The sequence below is a fragment of the Variovorax sp. OK605 genome (assembly GCF_900115445.1).
Classification (GTDB): domain Bacteria; phylum Pseudomonadota; class Gammaproteobacteria; order Burkholderiales; family Burkholderiaceae_C; genus Variovorax.
This window is the reverse complement of record NZ_FOWL01000001.1, coordinates 162,663-185,974: the sequence shown is the minus strand read 5'-3', so window position 1 is coordinate 185,974 and position 23,312 is coordinate 162,663. Positions and strand designations below refer to the sequence as shown.

The following is a 23,312-nucleotide window of genomic DNA, read 5'->3' as shown; positions in this document are numbered from 1 at the left end:
GCCCCGGTTCAGGCTTCGGCCGCCTTCAGCACATAGCCGATGCGCGGAAAGTGCACGTGCACCGTGCCCGTTCGCTCGCTGCTGCGCGCCAGCGTGTAGTGGGTGCGCGTGGCCGCGACCAGCGTGCCGGGCGTTTCCTCCAGGCCGAAGCTCTCGGCGCGGATGGTGACGGCGCTGCCCAGCGCAATGCCGTGGTCGTCCTGGAAGGTGCTGTCGGTCAGCAGCGTGTGCGGCGTGGCGGCCTTGGCCACGGCAATGGCCTCGTCGGCGGTGAACTTCTCGGGCGCGCCATGGCCGATGGCGGCCATGCGGTCCATCCAGTCGACCACCGCGGGCGTCAGCTCGAGGATGGTCCGCACCGCCTCGATGCGCCGCGTGTACCAGAGCGAGTGGTACGCCGAGAAGTCGGCGATGCTGGGCACCTCGCCGAGCAAGAAGGGCTTGTCGTCGAGCATGTCCGACAGGCGGCGCAGGTACGACTTGTAGGCGCTGGTGGCGTCGGCCGGGCGCAGGCGGGTCATGTTGCCCGCGCTCATCTTGCCGCGGTCTTCGCCGAAGGCCTTCAGCGCCTCGGGCGGCGCCTTGGCGAACACCTCGGCCGCGCCCTTGGGCTGCAGGTTCCAGGCCATGGAGGCCCAGAACAGCGTGGTGTCGGCCCACTGCGCGAGGATCCGCGACAGGCCCTTCTCGGGCTCGGGGTAGAGCGTGGGTTCGGGCTGCAGGTGCTCGAGCACGTCGGCGATGAGCGCGCTGTCGCAGTACATGTCCGCGCCGATCTGCAGGAACGGCGTCTTGCGGTAGCCGCCGGTGAGCACCTCCACCTCGGGCTTGGGCATGATCGGCGGAATGAACACCGACTTCCACGGCAGCTTCTTGGCGCCGAGGATCAGGCGCACCTTCTCGGAGAACGGCGAGGTCAGGTAGTGGTGGAGGATCAGGTCGGCCATGTCGTGTTTCCCGTGAGTCTTTGGTTTGAAAATTCGGCGCGCGCTCAACGAGGTTGCGCGCGCTGGAGGATCGCATCGAAATCGGTGCCGGCGCCGGCGCCGAGCGTGCCGAAGGCATGGCCCCAGTCGCCGCCCAGGCGGGACGCACAGAATGCGCCGACCACCGCGGGCGGCGCCGTCTGCGCGAGCAGTGCAGCTTGCACGGCGAGCGCCACGTCCTGTGCCAGACGGCGCGCCTGCGCCTCGGAGGCCATGGCCTCGACGCGGGCCGGCAAGGCATCGGCCAGGCGGTCGAGTGCGGCGTGCTGGCCGCGCGCGGGCGCGAGCTCCTTGGCCAGCGCCGCGACCGCGTCGCCCTTGCGCAGGCCGCGCAGCAGGTCGAGCGCCATGATGTTGCCCGCGCCCTCCCAGATGGAGTTGAGCGGCATCTCGCGGTAGATGCGCGCCATGACGCCTTCGCCGCCCTCTTCCACATAGCCGTTGCCGCCGAGGCACTCCATGGCCTCTTGCGCGAAGTGGCTGCCGCGCTTGCAGATCCAGAACTTGGCGACCGGCGTGAGCAGGCGGGCCATCAGGCGCTCGTGCTCGTCATCCGGATGGTCGAAGGCCTTTGCCAGGCGAATGGCAAGGGCCGTGGCCGCTTCGCTTTCCAGCGCGAGGTCGGCCAGCACGTTCTTCATGAGCGGCTGTTCGATCAGCGGCTTGCCGAAGGCGTGGCGCTGCGCGGCGTGGTCGAGCGCGATGGCCAGCGACTGGCGCATGAGCCCGCTGGTGCCCAGCGCGCAGTCGAGCCGGGTCATGGTGCCCATCTCGAGGATCTGCGGAATGCCGCGGCCCTCCTCGCCCACGAGCCAGGCGGTGGCGCCGTGGAACTCGACCTCCGAACTCGCATTGGCCTTGTTGCCGAGCTTGTCCTTCAGGCGCTGCACGTTGATGGCGTTGCGCGTGCCGTCGGGCAGCACGCGCGGCAGGAAGAAGCAGCTGAGCCCGGCCGGCGCCTGCGCCAGCACCAGGAAGGCGTCGCACATCGGCGCCGAGAAGAACCACTTGTGGCCCGTGAGGGCATAGCGCGCGCCCCAGGCGTCGCTTCCGTCGCGCACGGCCTTCGTGGTGTTGGCCCGCACGTCGGAGCCGCCCTGCTTCTCGGTCATGCCCATGCCCATGGTCAGGCCGGGCTTGTCGCTGAAGACTTTCAGGGCCGGGTCGTACCGGAGGCTCGCGAGCTTCGGTCCCCACTCGGCGTACACGGCCGCGTTGCCGCGCAGCGCGGGCGTGGCCGCATAGGTCATGGAGACCGGGCAAAGGATGGACGGCTCCAGCTCGGTGAAGAGCATGAAGCCCGCCGCGCGCAGCACGTGCGGCGAGGCCGAGGTGCCGGTCCACGGCGTGCCGTGCAGCCCCGCGCCCACCGCGGCGGTCATCAGCGCGTGGTAGCTCGGATGGAACTCCACCTCGTCGATGCGGCGGCCGAAGCGGTCGTGCGTGTGCAGCTCGGGCGTGTGGACGTTGGCCAGCCGCGCATGCGCCTGCATGCCGGCCGAGCCGAGGGTGGCGCCCAGCTCGTGCAGCTGCGTGGTCTGCAGGGTGGGCGCGTTGAACTTCAGCGCATCGCGCAGGGAGCGGTGGGTGTCGAACAGGTTGTAGTCGACCAGCGGTGCGGGCTGGTTGAAGACCTCGTGCGTCGTTGCCATGACCGGCCTCCTTTGCCGTGCGCTTCAGTTCATCGGGGCATTCAGATCAGCTTGACGAGTTGCTTGCCGAAGTTCCGGCCCTTCAGCAGGCCCAGGAAGGCCTCGGGCGCCGCCTCGATGCCTTGCGCAACCGACTCGCGCGGCTTGAGCTTGCCGGTGCCCACCAGCGTGCCCAGTTCGGCGAGCGCCTCGGGCCACACTTCCATGTGCTCGCTGACGATGAAGCCTTCGATCTTCATGCGGTTGATGAGGATCAGCGCGGGGTTCGCCAGCGGCAGCGGCGCGCCGTCGTAGCCCGCGATCATTCCGCACAGCGCCACGCGGGCGAAGGCGTTGGCGCGCAGCAGCACGGCGTCGAAGATGTAGCCGCCGACGTTCTCGAAGTAGCCGTCGATGCCCTTGGGGCAGGCTTCCTTCAGCGCCGCGCTCATCGACTTCACGTCGGGGTGCTGGCGGTAGTCGATGCAGGCGTCGAAGCCGAGCTCGTCGGTCACGTACTTGCACTTGTCGGGGCCGCCGGCAATGCCGACCACGCGGCAGCCGCGCGCCTTGGCCAACGCACCGAAGGCGCTGCCCACCGCGCCGCTGGCGGCGGTGATGACCACCGTTTCACCGGCCTTGGGCGCAATGATCTTCACCAGGCCGTACCAGGCGGTGACGCCGGGCATGCCGACGGCGCCCAGGTAGTGCGACAGCGGCACGTGCGTGGTGTCGACCTTCTTCAGCGCGCCGGGCTGCGAGGCGTCGACCACGCTGTATTCCTGCCAGCCGCCGAAGCCGACCACCTTGTCGCCCACGGCGTACTTGGGGTGCTTGCTCTCGACCACTTCGCCCACCGTGCCGCCCTGCATGGTCTGGCCCAGCGGCTGCGGCTGCGCGTAGCTCTTGGAGTCGTTCATGCGCCCGCGCATGTACGGGTCCAGGCTCATGTAGTGGTGGCGCACCAGCACCTGGTTGTCGGCGAGCGCGGGCGTCTCGGCGCTCACGAGCTTGAAGTTGCCGGCAACGGCTTCGCCGTCGGGGCGGTTGTCGAGGTGAATCTGCTTGTTGGTGGGCATGTCGGGCTCCTGGGGAATCTGGTTCGGTCGATCAGTCGATCGGTCGATTGATCGGTCGGTCAATCGGTGGACGGCGGGCGCATTTCGTTGGCGCTCGCGGGACCGGTCGGCAGCCGGCGCTTCACGTACTTGAAGGTGCCGGTGGCATGGGCGCACACGCGCTCCTGCTCGTCGTAGATCTTGGCTTCGGTGAAGGCCAGCGTCGCGGTGCGGTGGATGAGCGTGCCGCGCGCATGCAGCGGGCCGACCGAAGGCTGCATGAAGCTGGTCTTCATCTCGATGGTGACCACGCCGGTCTCGGGCGACACGCTGCGCGCGGCCGCCGCCATGGTGATGTCGAGCAGCGTCATGCAGGCGCCGCCGTGCGTCACGTCGAAGGTGTTCAGGTGCTCGGGCTTGGCGGTGTACAGGATCTCGGACTCGCCGCCCTCGAACTTCGTCAGCTCGAAGCCGAGGTGGCGCGCGAACGGGATCTGGCTCGTGTACGAGCGGATGTTGATGTCGCTGGTATCGGAAGAAGAAGACATGTCAGGCCGCACCCAGCACCACGCTCACACCGCCGTCCACCGCCAGCCACTGGCCGGTGATGTGCTTGCCGGCATCGCTCGCGTACAGCAGCGCGAGGCCCTTCAGGTCTTCGTCGTCGCCCAGGCGGCCCAGCGGCGCCTGCGCGGCCATCTTTTCCTCGCCCAGCGACTTGATCAGGCCGGCGGCCATCTTCGTCATGAAGAAGCCCGGGCAGATCGCGTTCACGTTGATGTTGTAGCGGCCCCATTCGGCGGCCAGCGTGCGCGTGAAGCCGATGACGGCGGTCTTGGAGGTGTTGTAGGCCAGCGTCTGCATCTCGGGCGGGTTGCCGTTCAGGCCGGCGATCGACGCGATGTTGATGATGCGCCCGGCCTTCTTCGGGATCATGTAGGCGTTGGCGATGTGCTGCGACAGGATGAAGTAGCCGCGCACGTTGAGGTTCATCACCTTGTCCCAGGCCTCGACCGGGTGGCTCTCGGCCGGCGAACCCCAGCTGGCGCCCGCGTTGTTCACGAGGATGTCGACCGCGCCCATGCGCTCCAGCGTCTCGTCGGCCAGGCGGCGGGTGTCTTCCTCGCGGGCGCAGTCGGCGGCGATCCAGCGCGCGTCGATGCCGGCGGCCTGCAGCTCGGCGGCCGCCTGCTCCAGGTCGTCGGCCTTGCGCGAACTCAGCATGATCTTCGCGCCGGCTTCGCCGAGCGCATGGGCCATCTGCAGCCCCAGGCCGCGCGAGCCGCCGGTGATGAGGGCGGTCTTGCCGGTGAGGTCGAACAGTTTTTGAACGGTGCGGGCGGTCATGGGTTGTCTCCGGGGTTCGGGTGGGTCAGATCTCGTAGTCCATGCACTGGCGCGCTTCGCGCACGGCGCCGATGAACGGCTTCAGTGCCACGTGCTGCGGATGCTCCGAATAGGCCGCGAGCGCGGCGGCGTCGGTGAATTCCGCGTACAGGACCAGGTCATAGGTGGCTTCCAGGCCGGGCTGGGCAATGGCCACCTCGAAGCGGTGCGTGCCGGGCGACAGCCTGGCGCAGGCGTCGAGCAGCGCCTTGGCCTTCAGCAGGTTGGTCGCCTTGTCGGTGCCTTCGGCGTGTTCCTTGAACTTCCACATCACGATGTGCTTGAGCATGGCGGGCCTCGTCTTTCTCGTCTTATTTGGTGGGGGTGTTGGGCAGGCGCGAGCGCACGTAGATCAGCACGAAGCCGGCCACGGCCACGATGCCGCCGGGCACGGCGATGGACCAGCCCAGCGCGGTGTCGGTGCGGCCGGTGGCAATGCCCAGGATGAAGGCGAACAAACCGCCGTAGATCAGGATCCAGATCCACTTCTCGAGCCGGGCGTACGGCTTCGGCGGCTTGGCGGCGGGCGTGGCGGAGGGGGTGGGGTTCGGCGGATTGTTGATGGCCATCAAAAGGCGTCCTCGGGCAAAGCGGTACAGGTCGGGTCGCGGGTTTCGACCACGTTGAGCCAGGCACCGATTTTCGGCAGCTCGTAATGGAAGAAATAGTCCGTGGCGCCGATCTTGCCAGCTGTTACTGCCCGGGTCTTTTGCGCGTCGCCTTGCAGGGCGCGCTGTGCCACGTCCAGCCAGATCCAGGCCACCACGGTGTGGCCGAAGGCCTGCATGTACGGCACGGCGTTGGCCAGTGCGTCCGCCGGGTCGCCGGTGGACCAGGCGGCCTCGGTGGCGCTGCCGATGCGCTGCAGCGCGGCGCCCAGCGCCTTGGCGTGCGCCGCCAGCGCCGTAACCTCGGCCGCGCGGGCGATGGTGTCGGTCATGCGCCCGGCCAGCAGCTGCAGGCCGCGGCCCTTCTCCATCAGCACCTTGCGCCCCAGCAGGTCGGCCGCCTGGATGCCGTGCGTGCCCTCGTGGATCATGTTCAGGCGGTTGTCGCGCCAGTACTGCTCCACCGGAAAGTCGCGCGTGTAGCCGTAGCCGCCGTGCACCTGGATGGCCAGCGAATTGGCTTCCAGGCACCACTCGCTGGGCCAGCTCTTGGCGATGGGCGTGAGCACCTCCAGCAGCAGGCGCGCGTCGTCGGCGGCCTGTGCGTCGCCGGTCTTCTGCTCGTCGACCAGGCGGGCGCAGTACAGCTCCAGCGCCAGCGCGCCTTCGCAGTACGCCTTCTGCGCGAGCAGCATGCGGCGCACATCGGCGTGCTCGATGATGCGCACCTGCGGCGCGGCCGAGTCCTTGACCACCGCGGCGCCGGCCGCTTCGGCCTTCTTCACCAGCCGGCCCTGCGGGCGGCTCTTGGCGTATTCCAGCGAGGCGTGGTAGCCCGCCATGCCGAGCATGGTGGCCGCCGTGCCGACGCCGATGCGCGCCTCGTTCATCATGTGGAACATGCAGTGCAGGCCCTTGCCGGGCGCGCCGACCAGGTAGCCCACCGCGCCGGCCTTGCCGCCGACCGGGTACTTGCCCTCGCCGAAGTTCAGCAGCGTATTGGTGGTGCCGCGCCAGCCCAGCTTGTGGTTCAGGCCCGCCAGCGCCACGTCGTTGCGCTGGCCGGTGAGTTCGCCCTGCGTGTCGACCATGCGCTTGGGCACGATGAACAGCGAGATGCCGCGCGTGCCCGGCACCAGCTTGCCGTTCTCGTCGGGGATCTTGGCCAGCACGATGTGCACGATGTTCTCGGTCAGCTCGTGGTCGCCCGAGGAGATCCACATCTTGTTGCCCGTGAGACGGTAGCGCGGGCCCAGCGGGTCGTCCTGAAAGTCGTCGCCGTCAGGGACTGCGCGCGTGGCCACGTCGCTCAGCGACGAGCCGGCCTGCGGCTCCGACAGGCACATGGTGCCGGCCCAGCGGCCCGAGAACTCGTTCTTGGCGAACACCTCTTTCTGCATCCCGGTGCCGTGCACCATCAGCAGGTTGGCGTTGCCGCTGGTGAGCATGTTGGAGCCGATGCTCACCGAAGCCATCGCGAAGAAGCTGTTGGCCGCGGCGGACAGCGTGTACGGCAGCTGCATGCCGCCGATGTCGTAGTCCTGCGCGGCGCTCATCATTCCCGATTCGACGAAGGCCTTGTGCGCGTCGTGCGTGGCCTGCGGCAGGATGACCTTCTCGCCGTCGAAATGCGGCTCCTGCGTGTCCACCGTGCGGTTGAACGGCGCGTACTTCTCGCGCGCGATGCGCTCGCAGGTGTCGAGCACCGCGTCGAAGGTCTCGCGCGAGTGGTCGGCAAAGCGTTCGCGCTGGTTGAGCGACTCGGCGTCGAGCCAGTCGTAGAGCAGGAAGTCGAGGGTGGAACGCAGGCTCATGATGGTGTCTCTTCTTGCTACTTGCTGCTTTTCAGGGCGCTACTTGCTGCTTCTTCGGGGGATCGGGCAGCCTGGCGATCGTGCCCTGCGCCAGCGCGCAGAGCTTTTCGATGCCGTCGTTCACCACGAACACCTCGCAGGTGCAGACGGCCTGCGAGCTGCCGGCATGCGCCGTGCGGGCGCGTGCGATCAAGCGGTCGCCCAGGGCGGGCCGCACGTAGTTGATCTTGAATTCGGAGGTCACCACCGGCACGCGCAATGCGCTGCCACCGGCAAAGGTGAGCGCGTTGTCGGCCATGTAGCTCACGATGCCGCCGTGGGCAAAGCCGTTTTGCTGCTTCAGCTGCGCGGTGAGCGGCAGCTGAAGCTCGGCCTCGCCCGGCCCGAACGCGTGCAACTCCGCACCGATCAGCGCGCTGAACGGCTGCGATGCCAGCACGCGGCGCCCGTAGGCCAGAACGGCTTCGGGCGAGACCTCCTGGTCGTGGCCCAAGCCGGACATGCTTACAAGACCTCGAACACGCCCGCGGCACCCATGCCGCCGCCGATGCACATCGTGACCACGACCTTCTTGGCGCCGCGGCGCTTGCCTTCGATGAGCGCGTGGCCCGTGAGGCGCTGGCCGCTCACGCCGTAGGGGTGGCCCACGGCGATGGCGCCGCCGTTCACGTTCAGGCGGTCGCCCGGAATGCCCAGCTTGTCGCGGCAGTAGATGACCTGCACGGCGAAGGCTTCGTTCAGCTCCCACAGGTCGATGTCGTTGACCGTGAGGCCCAGGCGCTTGAGCACCTTGGGAATGGCGAAGACGGGGCCGATGCCCATCTCGTCGGGTTCGCAGCCGGCCACGGCGAAGCCGAGGAAACGGCCCAGGGGCTTCAGGCCCTTCTGCTCGGCGTACTTCTCGTCGACCACCACGCAGGCACCGCCGCCGTCGGAGAACTGGCTGGCATTGCCGGCCGAGATCACGCCGCCGGGAATGGCCGGGCGGATGCCGCTGATGCCTTCCTTGGTGGTGCCGGGACGAATGCCTTCGTCGTTCTCGATGGTGACTTCCTTGGTGCGCAGGCCCAGCACCGGGTCGGCCACGCCGGCCAGCACGGTGATGGGGGCGATCTCGGCCTTGAACAGGCCCGCTTCCAGCGCGGCGGTCGCGCGCTGCTGGCTCTGCGCGCCGTACTCGTCCATGGCGTCACGGGCGATGTTGTAGCGCTTGGCGACCTGCTCGGCCGTCTGCAGCATGTTCCAGTAGATCTCTGGCTTGTGCTTCACGAGCCACGGGTCGGCCAGCATGTGCTTGTTGGCTTCGTTCTGCACGCACGAGATGCTCTCCACGCCGCCGGCCACATAGACCTCGCCCTCGCCCGCGATGATGCGCTGGGCGGCGGTGGCGATGGTCTGCAGGCCCGACGAGCAGAAACGGTTGATGGTCATGCCCGACGTGGTGACCGGCAGGCCGGCGCGCAGTGCGATCTGGCGTGCGATGTTGGAGCCGGTCGCGCCTTCGGGCGTGGCGCAACCCATGATGACGTCGTCCACCGAGGCGGGGTCGATGCCGGCGCGCTGCACCGCGTGTTGCACCGCGTGGCCGCCGAGCGTGGCGCCGTGCGTCATGTTGAAGGCACCCTTCCAGCTCTTCGCGAGCGGCGTGCGGGCGGTGGAAACGATGACGGCGCTGGTCATGGTGAGGTCCTTTGAAGATGGAAGGGAAAAGAGGTGGTCGTCATTGCGCCGGAGCAGCGTTGGTGTTGCTCAGGAGCTGGTGATAGAAGCCGATCATCTCGCCGTAGTTCGAGATGGCCAGGCGTTCGTTGTTGCCGTGGATGCGCGCCAGGTCCTCGCCCTTCAGCCGGAACGGCGAGAAGCGGAAGACGGCGTCGCTCACGAGGCTGAAGTGGCGCGAGTCGGTGGCGGCGGTCATGAGGCCGGGGGCCACCACCGCGTCGGGAAAAGTCTGGCGCACGGCCTGCTGGATCGCGCGGTAGCCGGTGCTGTCGGTCGGCGACACCGGCGACGGCTCGGCGTTGCCGGGGTACGGCTTGATCTTGATGTCGTCGTTGGCCAGCTGCTTGCGCAGGTGCGCCTCGGTGCTGGCGAGCGTGTCGCCCGGCAGGATGCGGAAGTTGACGGCGGCCTCGGCGCGGCCGGGCAGCACGTTGTCCTTGTTGCCCGCGCGGATGATGGTCAGCGCGGTGGTCGTGCGCAGCATGGCGTTGCTGCTGGGGCTCTTCTCGAGAATGCCGCGCACCACGGGCTCGGTGAGCCACAGGTTGGACAGCATCACGCGGTTCACGCCGCTCATCTCGGGCGCGAGCGTGCCGAACATCTGGCCGGCAATGCCCTTGATGCCGCCGGGCATCGGGTTGGCCTCGAGCCGCGCGAGCGCCGCGCTCATGCTGCCGATGGCGCTGTGCTGCGGCGGCATCGACGAATGGCCGGGCGCGGTGTCCAGCGACAGGAAGAACGTGCCGTAGCCCTTCTCCGCCAGGCCGATGAGCGCCGCCGGCTTGCTCAGGCCCGGCAGCACGCCGTCGAGCACCAGCAGGCCTTCGTCGAGCACCCAGTCCAGGCGCACGTTGCGCGACTTGAGCAGCTCGGCGATGGGCAGCGCGCCACGCAGGCCGCTCACTTCCTCGTCGTCGCCCATCACGAGGTAGACGGTCTGCTTCGGCTTGAAGCCGGCGCCGATGAGCAGCTCGATGGCTTCCATCTGCGCGAAAAGATTGCTCTTGTTGTCGAGCGTGCCGCGGCCCCAGACGAAGCCGTCCTTGATCTCGCCGGCGAAGGGGTCGACCGTCCAGGCCTTCTCGGTGCCCGGGGCGATGGGCACCATGTCCTGGTGCGCCATCAGTGCGACGGGCTTGGCCGAAGGGTCGGTGCCGCTCCAGGTGTAGAGCAGCGCCTTGTTGCCCACCACTTCCTTCTTGAGGGTGGCGTGCACCTTGGGGAACTGCTGCGCCAGGTAGGCGTGCAGCTTGTCGAACTCGGCCGCGTTGGCGGCCGGGTCGTCCATGCCCGACACCGTGCGGAACGTGATCGCCGTGGACAGCCGCTTGGCGGCCGCCTGCAGGTCGATGTCCAGCTTGGGTGCGGGCGCCACCGCCAGTTGCTGCGATGGCGTGGTCCAGGTCTTGACCGCCACGACCGCCACCAGCAGCACGATGGCCAGCAGCAGCCCGAGGAAGATGCGTTTCAACATGGGCGGTCTAAATCCTGGTCCTGGTCTTGGTCCTGGTCCTGATTCCGGCTCGGTCTCAGCTGAAGGACTTGCCTTCGGCCACCAGCTTCTGGATCAGCGGCGCGGGCTGCCAGAACTCGGCGTCGTCGCGCGGGTTCTTGGCGAAGCGCTTCATCGTCTCGGCCACGTTGTACAGGCCGACTTGCGATGCGTAGTGCATCGGGCCGCCGCGCCAGATCGGGAATCCGTAGCCGGTCAGGTACACCATGTCGATGTCGCCCGACTTCGACGCGATGCCGTCTTCCAGGATGTGCGCGCCTTCGTTGACCAGGGCGTACACCAGGCGTTGCACGATTTCCTCGTCGGAAATCTTGCGCGGCGTGATGCCCAGTTCCTTGCGGTGGTCTTCGATCATCTTGTTGACGAGCTCCGACGGAATCGCGTCGCGCTTGCCGGCCTGGTAGTCGTACCACCCTGCCCCGGTCTTCTGGCCGAAGCGGCCCAGCTCGCACAGCTTGTCGGCCGTGCGGCTGTACTTCATGTCGGCGCGTTCGGTGGCGCGGCGCTTGCGAATGGCCCAGCCGATGTCGTTGCCGGCCAGATCGCCCATGCGGAACGGGCCCATGGCAAAGCCGAACTTCTCGACGGCCTTGTCGACCTGCTGCGGCGTGGCGCCTTCGTCCAGCAGGAAGCCGGCCTGGCGCGAGTACTGCTCGATCATGCGGTTGCCGATGAAGCCGTCGCACACGCCCGAGACCACTGCCGTCTTCTTGATCTTCTTGCCGATGGCCATGACCGTGGCCAGCACGTCCTTGCCCGTGGCCTTGCCGCGCACCACTTCGAGCAGCTTCATCACGTTGGCGGGGCTGAAGAAGTGCATGCCGACCACGTCCTGCGGACGGTCGGTGAAGGCGGCGATCTTGTCGACGTCCAGCGTCGAAGTGTTCGAGGCCAGGATCGCGCCCTTCTTGGCGACGCGGTCGAGTTCCTTGAACACTTTTTCTTTGACGCCGAGTTCTTCGAACACGGCTTCGATGATCAGGTCGGCGTCCTTCAGGTCGTCGTAGCTGAGCGTGGTGCTCAGGAGCGCCATGCGTTGCTCGTACTTGTCCTGCTTGAGCTTGCCCTTCTTGACCTGGGCTTCGTAGTTCTTCTTGATGGTGGCCACGCCGCGGTCGAGCGCTTCCTGCTTCATCTCGAGGATCTTCACGGGGATGCCCGCGTTCAGGAAGTTCATCGAGATGCCGCCGCCCATGGTGCCGGCACCGATGACGCCCACGGCCTTGATCTCGCGCTTGGGCGTGTCGTCGGCCACGTCGGGGATCTTGCTCGCGGCGCGCTCGGCCATGAACAGGTGGCGCAGGGCCAGCGATTCGGGCGTGAACATCAGCGAGGTGAAGATGCGGCGCTCTTCGGCCATGCCGGCGTCGAACTTCATCTGGGTGGCGGCCTGCACGGCGTCCACGCATTGCAGCGGTGCCGGGTAGTTCTTCGACATGCCGGCGACCATGTTCTTGGCGAACTGGAAGTAGGCGTCGCCCTGCGGGTGCTTGCACGGCAGGTTGCGCACCAGCGGCAGCGCTTCACCGGTCTTGCCGGCCACGCTCTTGGCGAAGGCCACGGCCTCTTCGAACACCGACTCGGCCGATGCGGCCAGGCGGTCGAACAGCTTCTGGCCGGGCAGGCTCGCGAGCAGTTCGCTCTTCACGGGCTCGCCGCTCACGATCATGTTCAGTGCGGTCTCCACGCCGAGCACGCGCGGCAGGCGCTGCGTGCCGCCGGCGCCGGGAATGAGGCCCAGCTTCACTTCGGGCAGCGCAACGCTGGTGCCCGGTGCGGCAATGCGGTAGTGGCAACCCAGCGCCAGCTCGAGTCCGCCGCCCATGCACACCGAGTGGATGGCCGCGACGATGGGCTTGGCCGAGGCTTCGAGCGCGAGGATCACGCTCAGCAGGTTGGGCTCCTGCAGCGCCTTGGGCGTGCCGAACTCCTTGATGTCCGCGCCGCCCGAGAACGCCTTGCCGGCGCCGGTGATGACGATGGCCTTGACGGCGTCGTCGGCATTGGCCTTGGCCAGGCCATCGGTGATGCCGATGCGCGTCGAGAAACCGAGACCGTTGACCGGAGGGTTGGTCATGGTGATCACGGCGACATCGCCGAGCACTTTGTATTCAGCCGTCATGCTGCGTTCCTTGGTGTGTGAAGAAAAAGAAGAAAAAGCACGAGTGTTCTTTTTCGGGGGATTCTAGGCTTTTGTCGCGTCGCAACAATGGCATGCAGTCGCTGCCGGGACAAGGGGTCCGGGGCACGGCCCGGATCCCCTTGGGGGTATCAGACTTCCAACCATTCCTTGCGAGTGGTCGCGTCGGCGCGCAGGCTGTCGGGCGTGCCGTCGAACACGATGCTGCCGTGGCCCATGACGAGCGCGCGGTCCGAGATCTGCATCGCGATGGTGAGCTTCTGCTCGATCAGCAGCACCGAGATGCCCTTGTCCTTCAGCGTGCGCAGGTACTGCCCCACCAGCTCCACGATCTTGGGCGCAAGGCCTTCGGTCGGCTCGTCGATGATGATCAGGTCGGGGTCGCCCATGAGCGTGCGGCACAGCGTGAGCATCTGCTGCTCGCCGCCCGAGAGCACGCCGGCCTCGGTGTGCTGGCGCTCCTTCAGGCGCGGGAACATGGCGTACATGTCATCGAACTGCCAGCGGCTGCCCTTGCCCGAGCCCTTCTGCCCCAGCAGCAGGTTCTGGTGCACCGTGAGCTTGGGGAAGATGTCGCGGTTCTCGGGCACGTAGCCGATGCCGAAGTGCGCAATTTCGTAGGCCTTGCGCCGCAGGATGTCCTGCCCCTTCCAGTGCAGGCCGCCCTCGGCATGCACCAGGCCCATGATGGCCTTGGCGGTGGTCGAGCGGCCCGAGCCGTTGCGGCCCAGCAGCGCGACGATTTCGCCGGGGTTCACGTCGAACGAAACGCCATGCAGCACATGGCTCTTGCCGTAGTAGGCGTGGATGTCTTTGAGCTTCAGCATGTCAGTGTCCAGCTCCTTGTGCATCGGCCACGGAGGAACCGAGATAAGCCTCTTGCACGCGCGCATTGGCACGCACTGCCGCCGGCGTGTCGAAGGCAATCACCTCGCCGTACACCACCACCGCGATCTTGTCGGCCAGGCCGAACACCACGCCCATGTCGTGCTCCACCGTCAGCAGCGTCTTGCCGACCGTGACGTGCTTGATGAGCGAGATGAAGTGCGAGGTCTCGGTCTTGCTCATGCCGGCCGTGGGCTCGTCCAGCAGGATCACGCTGGCGCCGCCCGCAATGGTCACGCCGATCTCGAGCGCGCGCTGCTCGGCATAGGTGAGGTTCACCGCATGCACGTCGCGCTTCTTCTCCAGGCCGATCTGCTTGATGAGCTCTTCGGTGCGCTCGTTGGCGTCGTCCAGGTTCGAGAGGAAGCGCAGGAAGCTGTACTTGTAGCCGAGGCTCCACAGCACGCCGCAGCGCAGGTTCTCGAACACGCTCAGCTTGGGAAAGATGTTGGTGATCTGGAAGCTGCGCGACAGCCCGAGCCGATTGATCTCGTACGGCTGCTTGCCGTCGATGCGCTGGCCGTTGAGCAGCACCTCGCCGCTGGTGGGCGCCAGGCGCCCGCTGATCAGGTTGAACAGCGTGGACTTGCCCGCGCCGTTCGGCCCGATGATGGCGATGCGCTCGCCCGCGTTCACCGCCAGGTCGACCCCGCGGATGATGTCGGTCTTGCCGAAGCTCTTGCGCAGGCCCTTGAGTTCGAGTGAATAGGTCATGCCGTCTCCCGCCGCTTGATCTCGGCTTCGATTTCTTCCTGCGCCTGGCCCCAGACCTTCGCGAAGCGCCTGCGCATCACCTCGAAGATGCCCAGGCCCACCGCCAGCAATGCCACCGCGACGATCCAGCTCGTGGCCGAGGAGGTGTCCAGCTGCAGGCCCGCGAACGCCACCATGGGGCCGAGCGCTGCGTTGAGCTGCATGTGATAGATCATTTCCACGACGGCCGCCGCGCCGGCCAGCATGATGGCCGCGCCGACGAACAGGCCCACGTACAGCAAGTAGAAGCGCTTGATCTTGCCGAACAGCGCCACGCGCACGTTCATCATGATCAGGCTGGCCACGCCGCCGGGGGCGAACATCACCATCAGCAGGAACACCAGGCCCACGTACAGCAGCCAGGCCTTGCTGAGCTCCGACAGCAGCACCAGCGCGAACACCAGCAGCGCCGCGCCGATGATCGGCCCGAAGAAGAAGGTGGCGCCGCCCAGGAAGGTGAACAGCAGGTAGCTGCCCGAGCGCAGCCCGTTCAGGCTGTCGGCCGCGTTCACGATCTCGAAGTTGATGGCCGCCAGCCCGCCGCCGATGCCCGCGAAGAAGCCCGCGATGATGAAGGCGTAGTAGCGCACGCGCTGCGTGTTGTAGCCGATGAACTCCACGCGCTCGGGGTTGTCGCGCACCGCGTTCAGCATGCGGCCCAGCGGCGTGCCGGTGAAGGCGAACATCAGCGCGGTGCAGATGAAGCAGTACACGGCGATCAGGTAGTACACCTGGTTCTGCGGCCCGAAGGTGATGCCGAAGAACGAGGTACCGTACACGCGGTTGGTGGTGATGCCGCCCTCGCCGCCGAAGAAGCTCGGGAACATCAGCGCCATGGCCGCGACCAGCTCGCCCAGGCCGAGCGTGATCATCGCGAAGGTGGTGCCCGACTTCTTGGTCGACACGTAGCCGAAGATCACGGCGAAGAACAGGCCGCCCAGCCCGCCCACGAGCGGAATGAGCACCAGCGGGATCGGCAGCTGGCCGGCGCTGGCCATGTTCATCGCGTGGATGGCGATGAACGAGCCCAGCCCGACGTACACCGCATGCCCGAAGCTGAGCATGCCCCCCTGCCCCAGCAGGATGTTGTAGCTCAGGCAGATGATGATCAGGTAGCCGATCTGCGACAGCATGGTGAGCGCCAGGCTGCTCTTGAAGAGCATCGGCGCCACGATCAGCAGCAGCGCGAAAAGCGACCAGATCAGGATGCGGCCGATGTTCAGCGGCTTGAACCGGTAGTACCGGGTCGGCGCCTTGGCCGACGCGGCCGGCGTGGTGGTGGTTGCAGTGGTCATGGCGTCAGTCCTCCCGCGTGCCGAGAAGACCCTTGGGCCTGAAGATGAGGATCAGCACCAGGAACAGATAAGGCAGGATGGGCGCGACCTGCGAGATGGTGAGCTTGAGCAGTTCGTAGCCGAAGGTCTGGTCGGTCACCGCCATGCCGAGTGCCTGCAGGCCGGTCGCGAGCGACTGGTCCATGGCCACGGCGAAGGTCTGCACGACGCCGATGATCAGCGAGGCCAGGAAGGCGCCCGCCAGCGAACCCATGCCGCCGACCACCACCACCACGAAGATGATGGAGCCGACCGAGCCCGCCATGGCCGGCTCGGTGACGTAGGTGTTGCCGCCGACCACGCCGGCCAGCCCGGCCAGCGCGGCGCCGCCGCCGAACACCAGCATGAACACGCGCGGCACGTTGTGGCCCAGCGCCTCGACCATGTCGGGGTGCTTCAGCGCCGCCTGGATCACCAGGCCGATGCGCGTGCGCGTGAGCAGCAGCCACACCGACACCAGCATCAGCACCGCCACCAGCATGATGAACGAGCGCGACTTGGGGAACTGCGTGCCGTAGAGCGTGAAGAGCGGGCCCTGCAGCGCCTGCGGCAGGCCGTAAGGCACCGTGGAGCGGCCCCACACCAGCTGCACCAGCTCCAGGATGAGGTAAGAAAGACCGAAGGTCACCAGCAACTCCGGCACATGGCCGAACTTGTGCACGCGCCGCAGGCAGTAGCGCTCGAAGGCCGCGCCCAGCGCGAACACGAGCAAGGGTGCGATGAAGAGCGCCGGCCAGAAGCCGACGACGTTCGACAGCGTGTAGGCAAAGTAGGCGCCCAGCATGTAGAAGCTGGCATGCGCGAAGTTGAGCACGCCCATCATGCTGAAGATCAGCGTGAGGCCGGAGCTCAACATGAACAACAGCAAGCCGTAGCTCACGCCGTTGAGCAGCGAGATGACGAAGAATTCGACGTTCATCGGTCTTTCGTGTCAGGTGAAAAAAGAAAAAGGCCCGAGTGTTGAAGTCGGGCCTCGACCGCGTGGGTGTGTTCCCGGACTCAGGACGGACGCTTCATCTGGCAGGAGGTGGGCGTGCTCGCCACGTAGGCGTCGTAGAACTTCACGGGCGCCAGCGTGTAGCCGGTGTTCTCCGGGCTGTACGGGTACTTGGCGCTGGCCTTTTCCCACTTGGTGATGTACAGGCCCTGCTGCAGCTGGTGGTCGGTCTTGCGCAGCTCGACGTCGCCGTTGAAGCTCTTGAACTTCAGGCCTTCCATGGCGGCCGCCACCTTCACGGGGTCGGTCGACTTGGTCTTCACGAAGGCCTCGGTGAGCGCCTGGAACACGGTATAGACGTCGGTGGTGTAGAGGTCGTCGTTGAACTTCTTCTTGAAGTCCTCGGCGTACTTCTGCATGTCGCCGCCCATGTTGTAGTGGGCGTAGCCGACCTGGTACACCTTGCCGTCGGACGCCGAGCCCATGGCGGTCGGCGTGCCGGTGGTCACGGCGTAGTAGGTATAGAACTTGACGTTCAGGCCCGAGTCGTTGGCCGCCTTGATCAGCAGCGCCAGGTCGGAGCCCCAGTTGCCGGTGATGACGGTGTCGGCGCCCGAGGCCTTGATCTTGGCGATGTAGGGCGCGAAGTCGCGCACCTGGGCCAGCGGATGCAGGTCGTCGCCGACGATCTGGATGTCGGGGCGCTTGTGCTTCAGGTCTTCCTTGGCGAACTTGGAGACCTGCTGGCCGTGCGCATAGTTCTGGCCGATGATGTAGACCTTCTTGATTTCCGGCTGGTCCTTCATGTAGGTGGTCAGCGCTTCCATCTTCATCGACGTGTCGGCGTCGAAGCGGTACTGCCAGTAGCTGCACTTGCTGTTGGTCAGGTCGGGGTCGACCGCCGCGTAGTTCAGGTACAGCGCTTCCTTGCCGGGGTTGCGCGCGTTGTTCTTCTCCAGCGCATCGATGATGGCCAGCGCCGGGCCGGAGCCGTTGCCCTGCACGATGTAGCGCGCGCCCTGGTCGAGGGCCGAGCGCAGCGCGCTGGTGGTTTCCTGCGGGCTGAGCTTGTTGTCGATGCCGATGATCTCGAACTTCACGCCGGCCGCGTTCTTCTTGTTGAACTCTTCGGCGAAGAACTGGAAGGTCTTGAGCTGGTTCGTGCCGACCGCGGCCATGAGGCCGGAGAGCGGGTCGAGCCATGCGATCTTGACGGTTTCACCCTTCTGGGCGAGAGCACCGGTGGCGGTGGCCGCGATGACGGCCGCGGCAGCGATTTTCAGAGCGAAATTCAATCTATATCTCCTGGTCAAACCGAATCAGAACCGAATCAAAATCCTGCACGAGCGTACAAGCCTTTGGTGCCCCTCTCCTCAGGGAATGCCCGTAAGAAGGGGCCCCGAAGGCCCGTTTCTATCGCCCATGCGACACCGCTTTTTCACTGGGTTGCTACCCGCGGGTAGATCGCTGCTACCGGCGGGTAGGAACCATGCGAAAAAGCGTGAGCAAATACCGCCCGCAAGGCCTGGAAGCCCCCGGGCCTCAGGTGGTCAGGGACGCTTCATCTGGCACGACGTGGGCGTGCTCGCCACGTACGACTCGTAGTACTTCACGGGCACGTTCGTGTAGCCGGTGTTCTCGGCGTCGTAGGGGTACTTGGCGCTGGCCTTTTCCCAGCGGGAGATATAGAGGCCCTGCTGCAGCTGGTGGTCGGTCTTGCGCATCTCGACCTCGCCGTTGAAGCTCTTGATCTTCATGCCTTCCAGCGCCGCGGCCACCTTCACGGGGTCGGTCGACTTGGTCTTGGCGAAGGCCGCGTCCAGCAGCGCGAACACGTGGTAGATCGAGGCCTGCGTCAGGTCGTCGTTCATGCGCTTCTTGTAGCCGTTGAGCAGCTGCTGGATCTCGCCGCCCATGTTGTAGTGGGCGTAGGCCACGGTGTAGACCTTGCCGTCGGACGTGGCGCCCATGGCCGTGGGGGTGCCGGCGCCCGGCGCGTAGTAGGTCAGGAACTTGACGTTCAGGCCCGAGTCGTTGGCCGCCTTGATGAGCAGCGACAGGTCGGAGCCCCAGTTGCCGGTAATGACCGTGTCGGCGCCCGAGGCCTTGATCTTGGCGATGTACGGCGAGAAGTCGCGCACCTGCGCGAGCGGGTGCAGGTCTTCGCCCACGACCTGGATGTCGGGGCGCTTGGCCTTCAGGTCTTCCTTGGCGTACTTGGCCACCTGCACGCCGTGGGCGTAGTTCTGGCCGAGCAGGTAGACCTTCTTGATGTCGGGCTGGTCCTTCATCCAGGTGGTGAGCGCCTCCATCTTCATGGAGGTGTCGGCGTCCACCCGGAAGTGCCAGTAGCTGCACTTGCTGTTGGTCAGGTCGGGGTCGACCGCAGCGTAGTTCATGAACAGCAACTCCTTGCCGGGGTTGCGCGAGTTGTTCTTCTCGATGGCGTCGATGATCGCCAGCGCCGGGCCCGAGCCGTTGCCCTGCATGATGTAGCGCGCGCCCTGGTCCTGCGCGGAACGCAGCGCGGCGGTGGTCTCCTGCGGGCTGAGCTTGTTGTCGATGCCGATGATCTCGAACTTCACGCCCGACTGGTTCTTCTTGTTGAACTCTTCAGCAAGGAATTGCGTGGTCTTGAGCTGGTTGGTGCCGACCGCGGCCATGAGGCCCGAAAGCGGGTCGAGCCAGGCGACTTTGACGGTCTCGCCTTTTTGAGCGAATGCGGCGGCGGCGCTCACCAACATTACGCAGGCAGCTACTGACTTGATAGCAAATTGCATGAAGAGTCTCCAGTTTTTGAATGGCGGGATCGCAGCGTACAAGCGCCCTTTTTTTCACCGCACAGGGATTGCCCGGAAGGAAGGCCGCCGAGGCGGCTTTCCTATCGCGTGCGCGACAGTGCGGCAGGGCTTTGCCTGTGGGTTCAGGGGGTGGTGGTGGGCAGCTTGTAGTCCTTGAGCAGCTCGCGCAGCTTGGTCTTCAGGATCTTTCCGGTGGCGCCGATCGGAATGGCGTCGACGAACACCACGTCATCGGGGATCTGCCACTTGGCGGTCTTGCCTTCGTAGAACTTCAGCAGTTCTTCTCGGGTGACCTCGCCGCCGGGCTTCTTGGCCACGGCGATGATCGGGCGCTCGTCCCACTTGGGGTGGAACACGCCGATGCACGCGGCCATGGCCACGCCCGGGTGCGCGACGGCGATGTTCTCGATCTCGATGGAGCTGATCCACTCGCCGCCGGACTTGATCACGTCCTTGCTGCGGTCGGTGATCTGCAGGTAGCCTTCGGCGTCGATGGTGGCCACGTCGCCGGTGGGGAACCAGCCGCGGTTCTGCGCATCGGCAACGAGCGGGTTGCCGCCCTCGCCCTTGAAGTATTCCTTCACGATCCACGGGCCCTTGACCAGCAGGTCGCCGTAGGCCTTGCCGTCCCACGGCAGCTCGTTGCCCTCGCCGTCGACGATCTTCATGTCGACGCCGAAGATGGCGCGGCCCTGCTTCATGCGGATCTGCAGCTGCGCATCGGCCGGCAGCGACAGGTGCTTGTTCTTCAGCGTGCACAGCGTGCCCAGCGGGCTCATCTCGGTCATGCCCCAGGCATGCAGCACCTCGACGTTGTAGAGCGCCTGGAACGCCGTGATCATGGCCGGCGGGCAGGCCGAGCCGCCGATCACCGTGCGGTTGAGTTTGCTGAACTTCAGGCCGTTGGCCTGCATGTGGCCCAGCAGCATCTGCCACACGGTGGGCACGCCGGCCGCAAACGTCACGCCTTCGGCCTCGATCAGCTCGTACACCGACTTGCCGTCCAGCGCCGGGCCCGGGAACACCACCTTGCAGCCCACCAGCGCCGCCGAGTACGGAATGCCCCACGCGTTGACGTGGAACATCGGCACCACCGGCAGCACCGAATCCTGTGCCGACAGGCGCATGACGTCGGGCAGTGCGGCGGCGTACGCGTGCAGCAGCGTGGAACGGTGGCTGTACAGCGCGGCCTTGGGGTTGCCCGTGGTGCCGCTCGTGTAGCACATGCTCGAGGCCGAGTTCTCGTCGAAGCTGGGCCAGTCGTAGTCGGTGGACTGCGAACCCATCCAGCTCTCGTAGCTCACCAGGTTGGGCACGCCGCTGTCGGCGGGCAGCTTGTCGGCGTCGCACAGCGCCACCCACTTGCGGATCGTGGGGCACTTGGCATGCACCGCCTGCACCAGCGGCAGGAAGCTCAGGTCGAAGCACAGGATCTGGTCTTCGGCGTGGTTGGCGATCCACGCGATCTGGTCGGGGTGCAGGCGCGGGTTGATGGTGTGCAGCACGCGGCCGCTGCCGCTCACGCCGTAGTACAGCTCCAGGTGGCGGTAGCCGTTCCAGGCCAGGGTGGCGATGCGGTCGCTGAACAGCAGTTGCTCGCCGTCCAGCGCATTGGCCACCTGCCTGGCGCGCGATGCGATGTCGCGCCACGTGCAGCGGTGGATATCGCCTTCGACACGGCGCGAGACGATCTCGCCGTCGCCGTTGTGGCGCTCGACGAACTCGATCAGCGACGAGATCAAAAGCGGTTGGTCTTGCATCAAACCCAGCATCTACGGACTCCTAAAAGAAATGACTTCATGAAAACTTGGCGATCAAAGGATTCACGCAAGCTTCGGCCACTTCCACAATGACACAAACCCGCACTGCACGATTGAACGAAGCGGCTCACTCCACGCCGTTTTTCAGCGTCGTGAGGGTGGCGTCGAACAACAGCTTCGACGGCCACGGCGCCCAGGTTGCACCAAGTTCGGGCGTATTCGGGTCGCCATTGCGCATGAACGCGCCCACGCTCGCCATGACCGCGGCCGACAGCGCCAGGCGCCCCTTCTCATTGGCCTTGCCGCCGATGGTGTTCGACAGCACCGACGGACCGAAATTGCCGAACACGAACGGCAGGTCGAACGCATGCGCGGCGCCGTACACCTCGTTCCACGGGTACGCCTCCTGCGCCCAGTCGAGCCGGTAGCTCCACAGGTTGGACTGGCGCGTCTTCATGGTGTCAAGCAGGTTGTCGCGGTTGGCCTCGAACAGCAGCTTGGTGATGAGTCGGGTCTTGGCGTTGTAGCCCGTGACGGCCGTATCTACCGGCAGGTAGGACGTGTCGATGATGTCGGCCGAGGTCAGCGGCTGCGCGGCGGCGTCGGGGTCGAAGTTCATCATCAGCGTGAGGCGCTTGGCGTCGTCGATCTTCCAGCCGGGCGCGCCTCCGAACAGCGGCAGCAGCGAGGCGAAGAGCTTGCCCTCGTCGCGCGTGTTGCCGGCGATGGTGGGCACCTTGACGTACTTGTCGGCCGCAATGGCGTCGATCGGGTTGGCGGGGATCACCGTGCCGTCGGGAATGGGCGCGACCGAACTCAGGTTGGCGGCCAGCACCGTCTTCAGCAGCGCCCCACCCTCCTTCGAGCGCATGTAGTCGGAAATCTGCGCCGGCGTGCGCGTGCCGATGTAGGCGGCGGCCGCCGGCGCGTCGGGCACGGTGCCGTCGGCCACCAGCAGGCTCTTCAGGATGGCGTCGCCCTGCGCCAGCGACACCGAGGCCGGGCTGAGCGCGGGCTGGGCGCCGGGCTTGCCGACGAGGTCGCTCGCCAGCGAGATGCCGCCGCTCATTTCGATGGCCTTGTGGAACAGGCCCTTGGCCATCGGCGAAGTCATGATCGCCAGCAGGTTGGTGGCGCCGGCCGACTCGCCCGACAGCGTGACGTTGCCGGGGTCGCCGCCGAAGGTGGCCACGTTGTTCTGGATGTAGCGCAGCGCCGCCATGTTGTCGAGCAGCGCGAAGTTGCCCGAGTCGTCGCCGGCGGTGCCGCCGGGTCGCAGCTGCGGCACGTTCAGGAAGCCCAGCACGCCGAGCCGGTAGCTGGCGGTGATGACCACCGCGTTGGCGGCCTTGGCCAGCTTGGCGCCGTCGTACAGCGGGTCGGCCGTGTAACCCGAAATGTTGCTGCCGCCGTGGATGAACAGCAGCACCGGCAGGTTCTTGTCGGTGGTGGCCGGTCGCCAGACGTTCACGAACAGGCAGTCTTCGCTGCCCAGCGGCTGGCCCAGCGTGGAGACGATGGTGGCGTCGTAGGTGTTGTTGGAACCCGGCCCGAAGACGCGGCCGATCTGCAGGCAGGCGGCGCCGAAGGTCTTGGCCGGGCGGATGTCGCTCCAGGCGTCGGGCTCCACCGGCGCGCGCCAGCGCAGGCTGCCGGCCGGCGCCTTGGCGAAAGGAACGCCCTTCCAGAAATAGGTGCCCGAGCCCGCGCTGTCGTCCACGCCTTCGATCTTGCCGGCCGTGGTCTGGCGCACCATGGGGCCGTCGGCCACGGGTTGCGGGGGAGGCACGGGCGCCGGTGCGGGCGCACCCGGCACGAACGCAAAGCCGGACCCTCCGGACGATCCGCCGCCGCAGGCCGCGAGCGCGGCAAGGGCCGCCGCGGCTGTCGCGATTGCAATGGCCCTGGCCACCGCGGTCTTTCTCGCCGTGCCCTGGTCTTGTGTTGTCTCGATCTTCTTCATGTTTTGTCTCCACACCGGGTT

Annotated in this window: 20 protein-coding genes; all 20 read right to left on the bottom strand. The window is 66.5% G+C overall.

Annotation, left to right across the window (positions count from 1 at the left end):
* Positions 1-8: 8 nt before the first annotated feature.
* The 20 genes from BM013_RS00885 to BM013_RS00790 all read right to left on the bottom strand — a co-directional run bounded on the left by BM013_RS00885 (position 9) and on the right by BM013_RS00790 (position 23,291).
* Entirely contained in the window at positions 9-947 is a 939-nt protein-coding gene (locus BM013_RS00885) for a glutathione S-transferase family protein (protein WP_093121658.1), read from the bottom strand.
* A gap of 44 nt (positions 948-991) precedes the next feature.
* On the bottom strand, positions 992-2,638 hold the full coding sequence (locus BM013_RS00880) for an isovaleryl-CoA dehydrogenase (RefSeq protein ID WP_093121655.1): 1,647 nt from the start codon (positions 2,636-2,638) through the stop codon (positions 992-994).
* Positions 2,639-2,679: 41 nt separating this feature from the next.
* On the bottom strand, positions 2,680-3,696 hold the full coding sequence (locus BM013_RS00875; RefSeq protein ID WP_093121652.1) for an NADP-dependent oxidoreductase: 1,017 nt from the start codon (positions 3,694-3,696) through the stop codon (positions 2,680-2,682).
* Between the two features lie 59 nt (positions 3,697-3,755).
* Positions 3,756-4,223, bottom strand: coding sequence for a PaaI family thioesterase (locus BM013_RS00870; RefSeq protein WP_093121649.1), 468 nt, complete (start codon positions 4,221-4,223; stop codon positions 3,756-3,758).
* A gap of 1 nt (position 4,224) precedes the next feature.
* Positions 4,225-5,022 (bottom strand): SDR family oxidoreductase, encoded by a 798-nt coding sequence (locus BM013_RS00865; RefSeq protein WP_093121646.1) that lies wholly within the window; start codon positions 5,020-5,022, stop codon positions 4,225-4,227.
* 25 nt (positions 5,023-5,047) lie between these two features.
* Positions 5,048-5,350, bottom strand: a complete 303-nt coding sequence (locus BM013_RS00860; RefSeq protein WP_093121644.1) for a Dabb family protein — start codon at positions 5,348-5,350, stop codon at positions 5,048-5,050.
* A gap of 22 nt (positions 5,351-5,372) precedes the next feature.
* The gene (locus BM013_RS00855) at positions 5,373-5,630 is read right to left on the bottom strand and encodes a hypothetical protein (RefSeq protein ID WP_093121641.1); all 258 of its coding nucleotides are present in this window, start codon (positions 5,628-5,630) and stop codon (positions 5,373-5,375) included.
* A complete protein-coding gene (locus BM013_RS00850) occupies positions 5,630-7,483 on the bottom strand; it encodes an acyl-CoA dehydrogenase (RefSeq protein WP_093121639.1) in 1,854 nt (617 codons plus the stop codon). Before BM013_RS00850 ends, BM013_RS00855 begins: the two co-directional genes overlap by 1 nt.
* Before the next feature lie 31 nt (positions 7,484-7,514).
* Complete coding sequence (locus BM013_RS00845; RefSeq protein WP_093121635.1) at positions 7,515-7,985, bottom strand: PaaI family thioesterase; 471 nt, start codon at positions 7,983-7,985, stop codon at positions 7,515-7,517.
* 2 nt (positions 7,986-7,987) lie between these two features.
* Complete coding sequence (locus BM013_RS00840) at positions 7,988-9,163, bottom strand: acetyl-CoA C-acyltransferase (RefSeq protein WP_093121633.1); 1,176 nt, start codon at positions 9,161-9,163, stop codon at positions 7,988-7,990.
* Positions 9,164-9,203: 40 nt separating this feature from the next.
* Positions 9,204-10,679: a M20 family peptidase gene (locus tag BM013_RS00835; protein WP_093121630.1), complete on the bottom strand. Its 1,476-nt coding sequence runs from the start codon at positions 10,677-10,679 to the stop codon at positions 9,204-9,206.
* Between the two features lie 55 nt (positions 10,680-10,734).
* Positions 10,735-12,840 carry a 3-hydroxyacyl-CoA dehydrogenase NAD-binding domain-containing protein gene (locus tag BM013_RS00830; RefSeq protein ID WP_093121627.1) on the bottom strand — a complete coding sequence of 702 codons (2,106 nt, stop codon included), beginning with the start codon at positions 12,838-12,840 and terminating at the stop codon, positions 10,735-10,737.
* Between the two features lie 149 nt (positions 12,841-12,989).
* Positions 12,990-13,685 carry an ABC transporter ATP-binding protein gene (locus BM013_RS00825; RefSeq protein ID WP_093121625.1) on the bottom strand — a complete coding sequence of 232 codons (696 nt, stop codon included), beginning with the start codon at positions 13,683-13,685 and terminating at the stop codon, positions 12,990-12,992.
* 1 nt (position 13,686) lies between these two features.
* Positions 13,687-14,457: an ABC transporter ATP-binding protein gene (locus tag BM013_RS00820; RefSeq protein WP_093121622.1), complete on the bottom strand. Its 771-nt coding sequence runs from the start codon at positions 14,455-14,457 to the stop codon at positions 13,687-13,689.
* Positions 14,454-15,791, bottom strand: a complete 1,338-nt coding sequence (locus BM013_RS00815; protein ID WP_093121620.1) for a branched-chain amino acid ABC transporter permease — start codon at positions 15,789-15,791, stop codon at positions 14,454-14,456. The genes BM013_RS00820 and BM013_RS00815 overlap by 4 nt, the downstream gene beginning before the upstream one ends.
* A gap of 4 nt (positions 15,792-15,795) precedes the next feature.
* On the bottom strand, positions 15,796-16,749 hold the full coding sequence (locus BM013_RS00810) for a branched-chain amino acid ABC transporter permease (protein WP_093121617.1): 954 nt from the start codon (positions 16,747-16,749) through the stop codon (positions 15,796-15,798).
* A gap of 80 nt (positions 16,750-16,829) precedes the next feature.
* Positions 16,830-18,062, bottom strand: a complete 1,233-nt coding sequence (locus tag BM013_RS00805) for a branched-chain amino acid ABC transporter substrate-binding protein (protein ID WP_093121614.1) — start codon at positions 18,060-18,062, stop codon at positions 16,830-16,832.
* 255 nt (positions 18,063-18,317) lie between these two features.
* Positions 18,318-19,547 carry a branched-chain amino acid ABC transporter substrate-binding protein gene (locus tag BM013_RS00800; RefSeq protein WP_093121611.1) on the bottom strand — a complete coding sequence of 410 codons (1,230 nt, stop codon included), beginning with the start codon at positions 19,545-19,547 and terminating at the stop codon, positions 18,318-18,320.
* Positions 19,548-19,690: 143 nt separating this feature from the next.
* Positions 19,691-21,340: a 3-(methylthio)propionyl-CoA ligase gene (locus BM013_RS00795; RefSeq protein WP_093121608.1), complete on the bottom strand. Its 1,650-nt coding sequence runs from the start codon at positions 21,338-21,340 to the stop codon at positions 19,691-19,693.
* Positions 21,341-21,455: 115 nt separating this feature from the next.
* Positions 21,456-23,291, bottom strand: a complete 1,836-nt coding sequence (locus BM013_RS00790; RefSeq protein WP_093121605.1) for a carboxylesterase/lipase family protein — start codon at positions 23,289-23,291, stop codon at positions 21,456-21,458.
* Between the last annotated feature and the right edge of the window lie 21 nt (positions 23,292-23,312).

Excerpts from the sequence above, each read along its gene's own strand:
- BM013_RS00815 (WP_093121620.1), bottom strand. The coding sequence starts at position 15,791 with ATGACCACTGCAACCACCACCACGCCGGCCGCGTCGGCCAAGGCGCCG.
- BM013_RS00820 (WP_093121622.1), bottom strand. The coding sequence starts at position 14,457 with ATGACCTATTCACTCGAACTCAAGGGCCTGCGCAAGAGCTTCGGCAAG.
- BM013_RS00810 (WP_093121617.1), bottom strand. The coding sequence starts at position 16,749 with ATGAACGTCGAATTCTTCGTCATCTCGCTGCTCAACGGCGTGAGCTAC.
- BM013_RS00880 (WP_093121655.1), bottom strand. The coding sequence starts at position 2,638 with ATGGCAACGACGCACGAGGTCTTCAACCAGCCCGCACCGCTGGTCGAC.
- BM013_RS00830 (WP_093121627.1), bottom strand. The coding sequence starts at position 12,840 with ATGACGGCTGAATACAAAGTGCTCGGCGATGTCGCCGTGATCACCATG.
- BM013_RS00855 (WP_093121641.1), bottom strand. The coding sequence starts at position 5,630 with ATGGCCATCAACAATCCGCCGAACCCCACCCCCTCCGCCACGCCCGCC.
- BM013_RS00875 (WP_093121652.1), bottom strand. The coding sequence starts at position 3,696 with ATGCCCACCAACAAGCAGATTCACCTCGACAACCGCCCCGACGGCGAA.
- BM013_RS00790 (WP_093121605.1), bottom strand. The coding sequence starts at position 23,291 with ATGAAGAAGATCGAGACAACACAAGACCAGGGCACGGCGAGAAAGACC.
- BM013_RS00850 (WP_093121639.1), bottom strand. The coding sequence starts at position 7,483 with ATGAGCCTGCGTTCCACCCTCGACTTCCTGCTCTACGACTGGCTCGAC.
- BM013_RS00865 (WP_093121646.1), bottom strand. The coding sequence starts at position 5,022 with ATGACCGCCCGCACCGTTCAAAAACTGTTCGACCTCACCGGCAAGACC.
- BM013_RS00800 (WP_093121611.1), bottom strand. The coding sequence starts at position 19,547 with ATGCAATTTGCTATCAAGTCAGTAGCTGCCTGCGTAATGTTGGTGAGC.
- BM013_RS00885 (WP_093121658.1), bottom strand. The coding sequence starts at position 947 with ATGGCCGACCTGATCCTCCACCACTACCTGACCTCGCCGTTCTCCGAG.
- BM013_RS00825 (WP_093121625.1), bottom strand. The coding sequence starts at position 13,685 with ATGCTGAAGCTCAAAGACATCCACGCCTACTACGGCAAGAGCCATGTG.
- BM013_RS00795 (WP_093121608.1), bottom strand. The coding sequence starts at position 21,340 with ATGCTGGGTTTGATGCAAGACCAACCGCTTTTGATCTCGTCGCTGATC.
- BM013_RS00845 (WP_093121635.1), bottom strand. The coding sequence starts at position 7,985 with ATGTCCGGCTTGGGCCACGACCAGGAGGTCTCGCCCGAAGCCGTTCTG.
- BM013_RS00840 (WP_093121633.1), bottom strand. The coding sequence starts at position 9,163 with ATGACCAGCGCCGTCATCGTTTCCACCGCCCGCACGCCGCTCGCGAAG.
- BM013_RS00835 (WP_093121630.1), bottom strand. The coding sequence starts at position 10,679 with ATGTTGAAACGCATCTTCCTCGGGCTGCTGCTGGCCATCGTGCTGCTG.
- BM013_RS00860 (WP_093121644.1), bottom strand. The coding sequence starts at position 5,350 with ATGCTCAAGCACATCGTGATGTGGAAGTTCAAGGAACACGCCGAAGGC.
- BM013_RS00870 (WP_093121649.1), bottom strand. The coding sequence starts at position 4,223 with ATGTCTTCTTCTTCCGATACCAGCGACATCAACATCCGCTCGTACACG.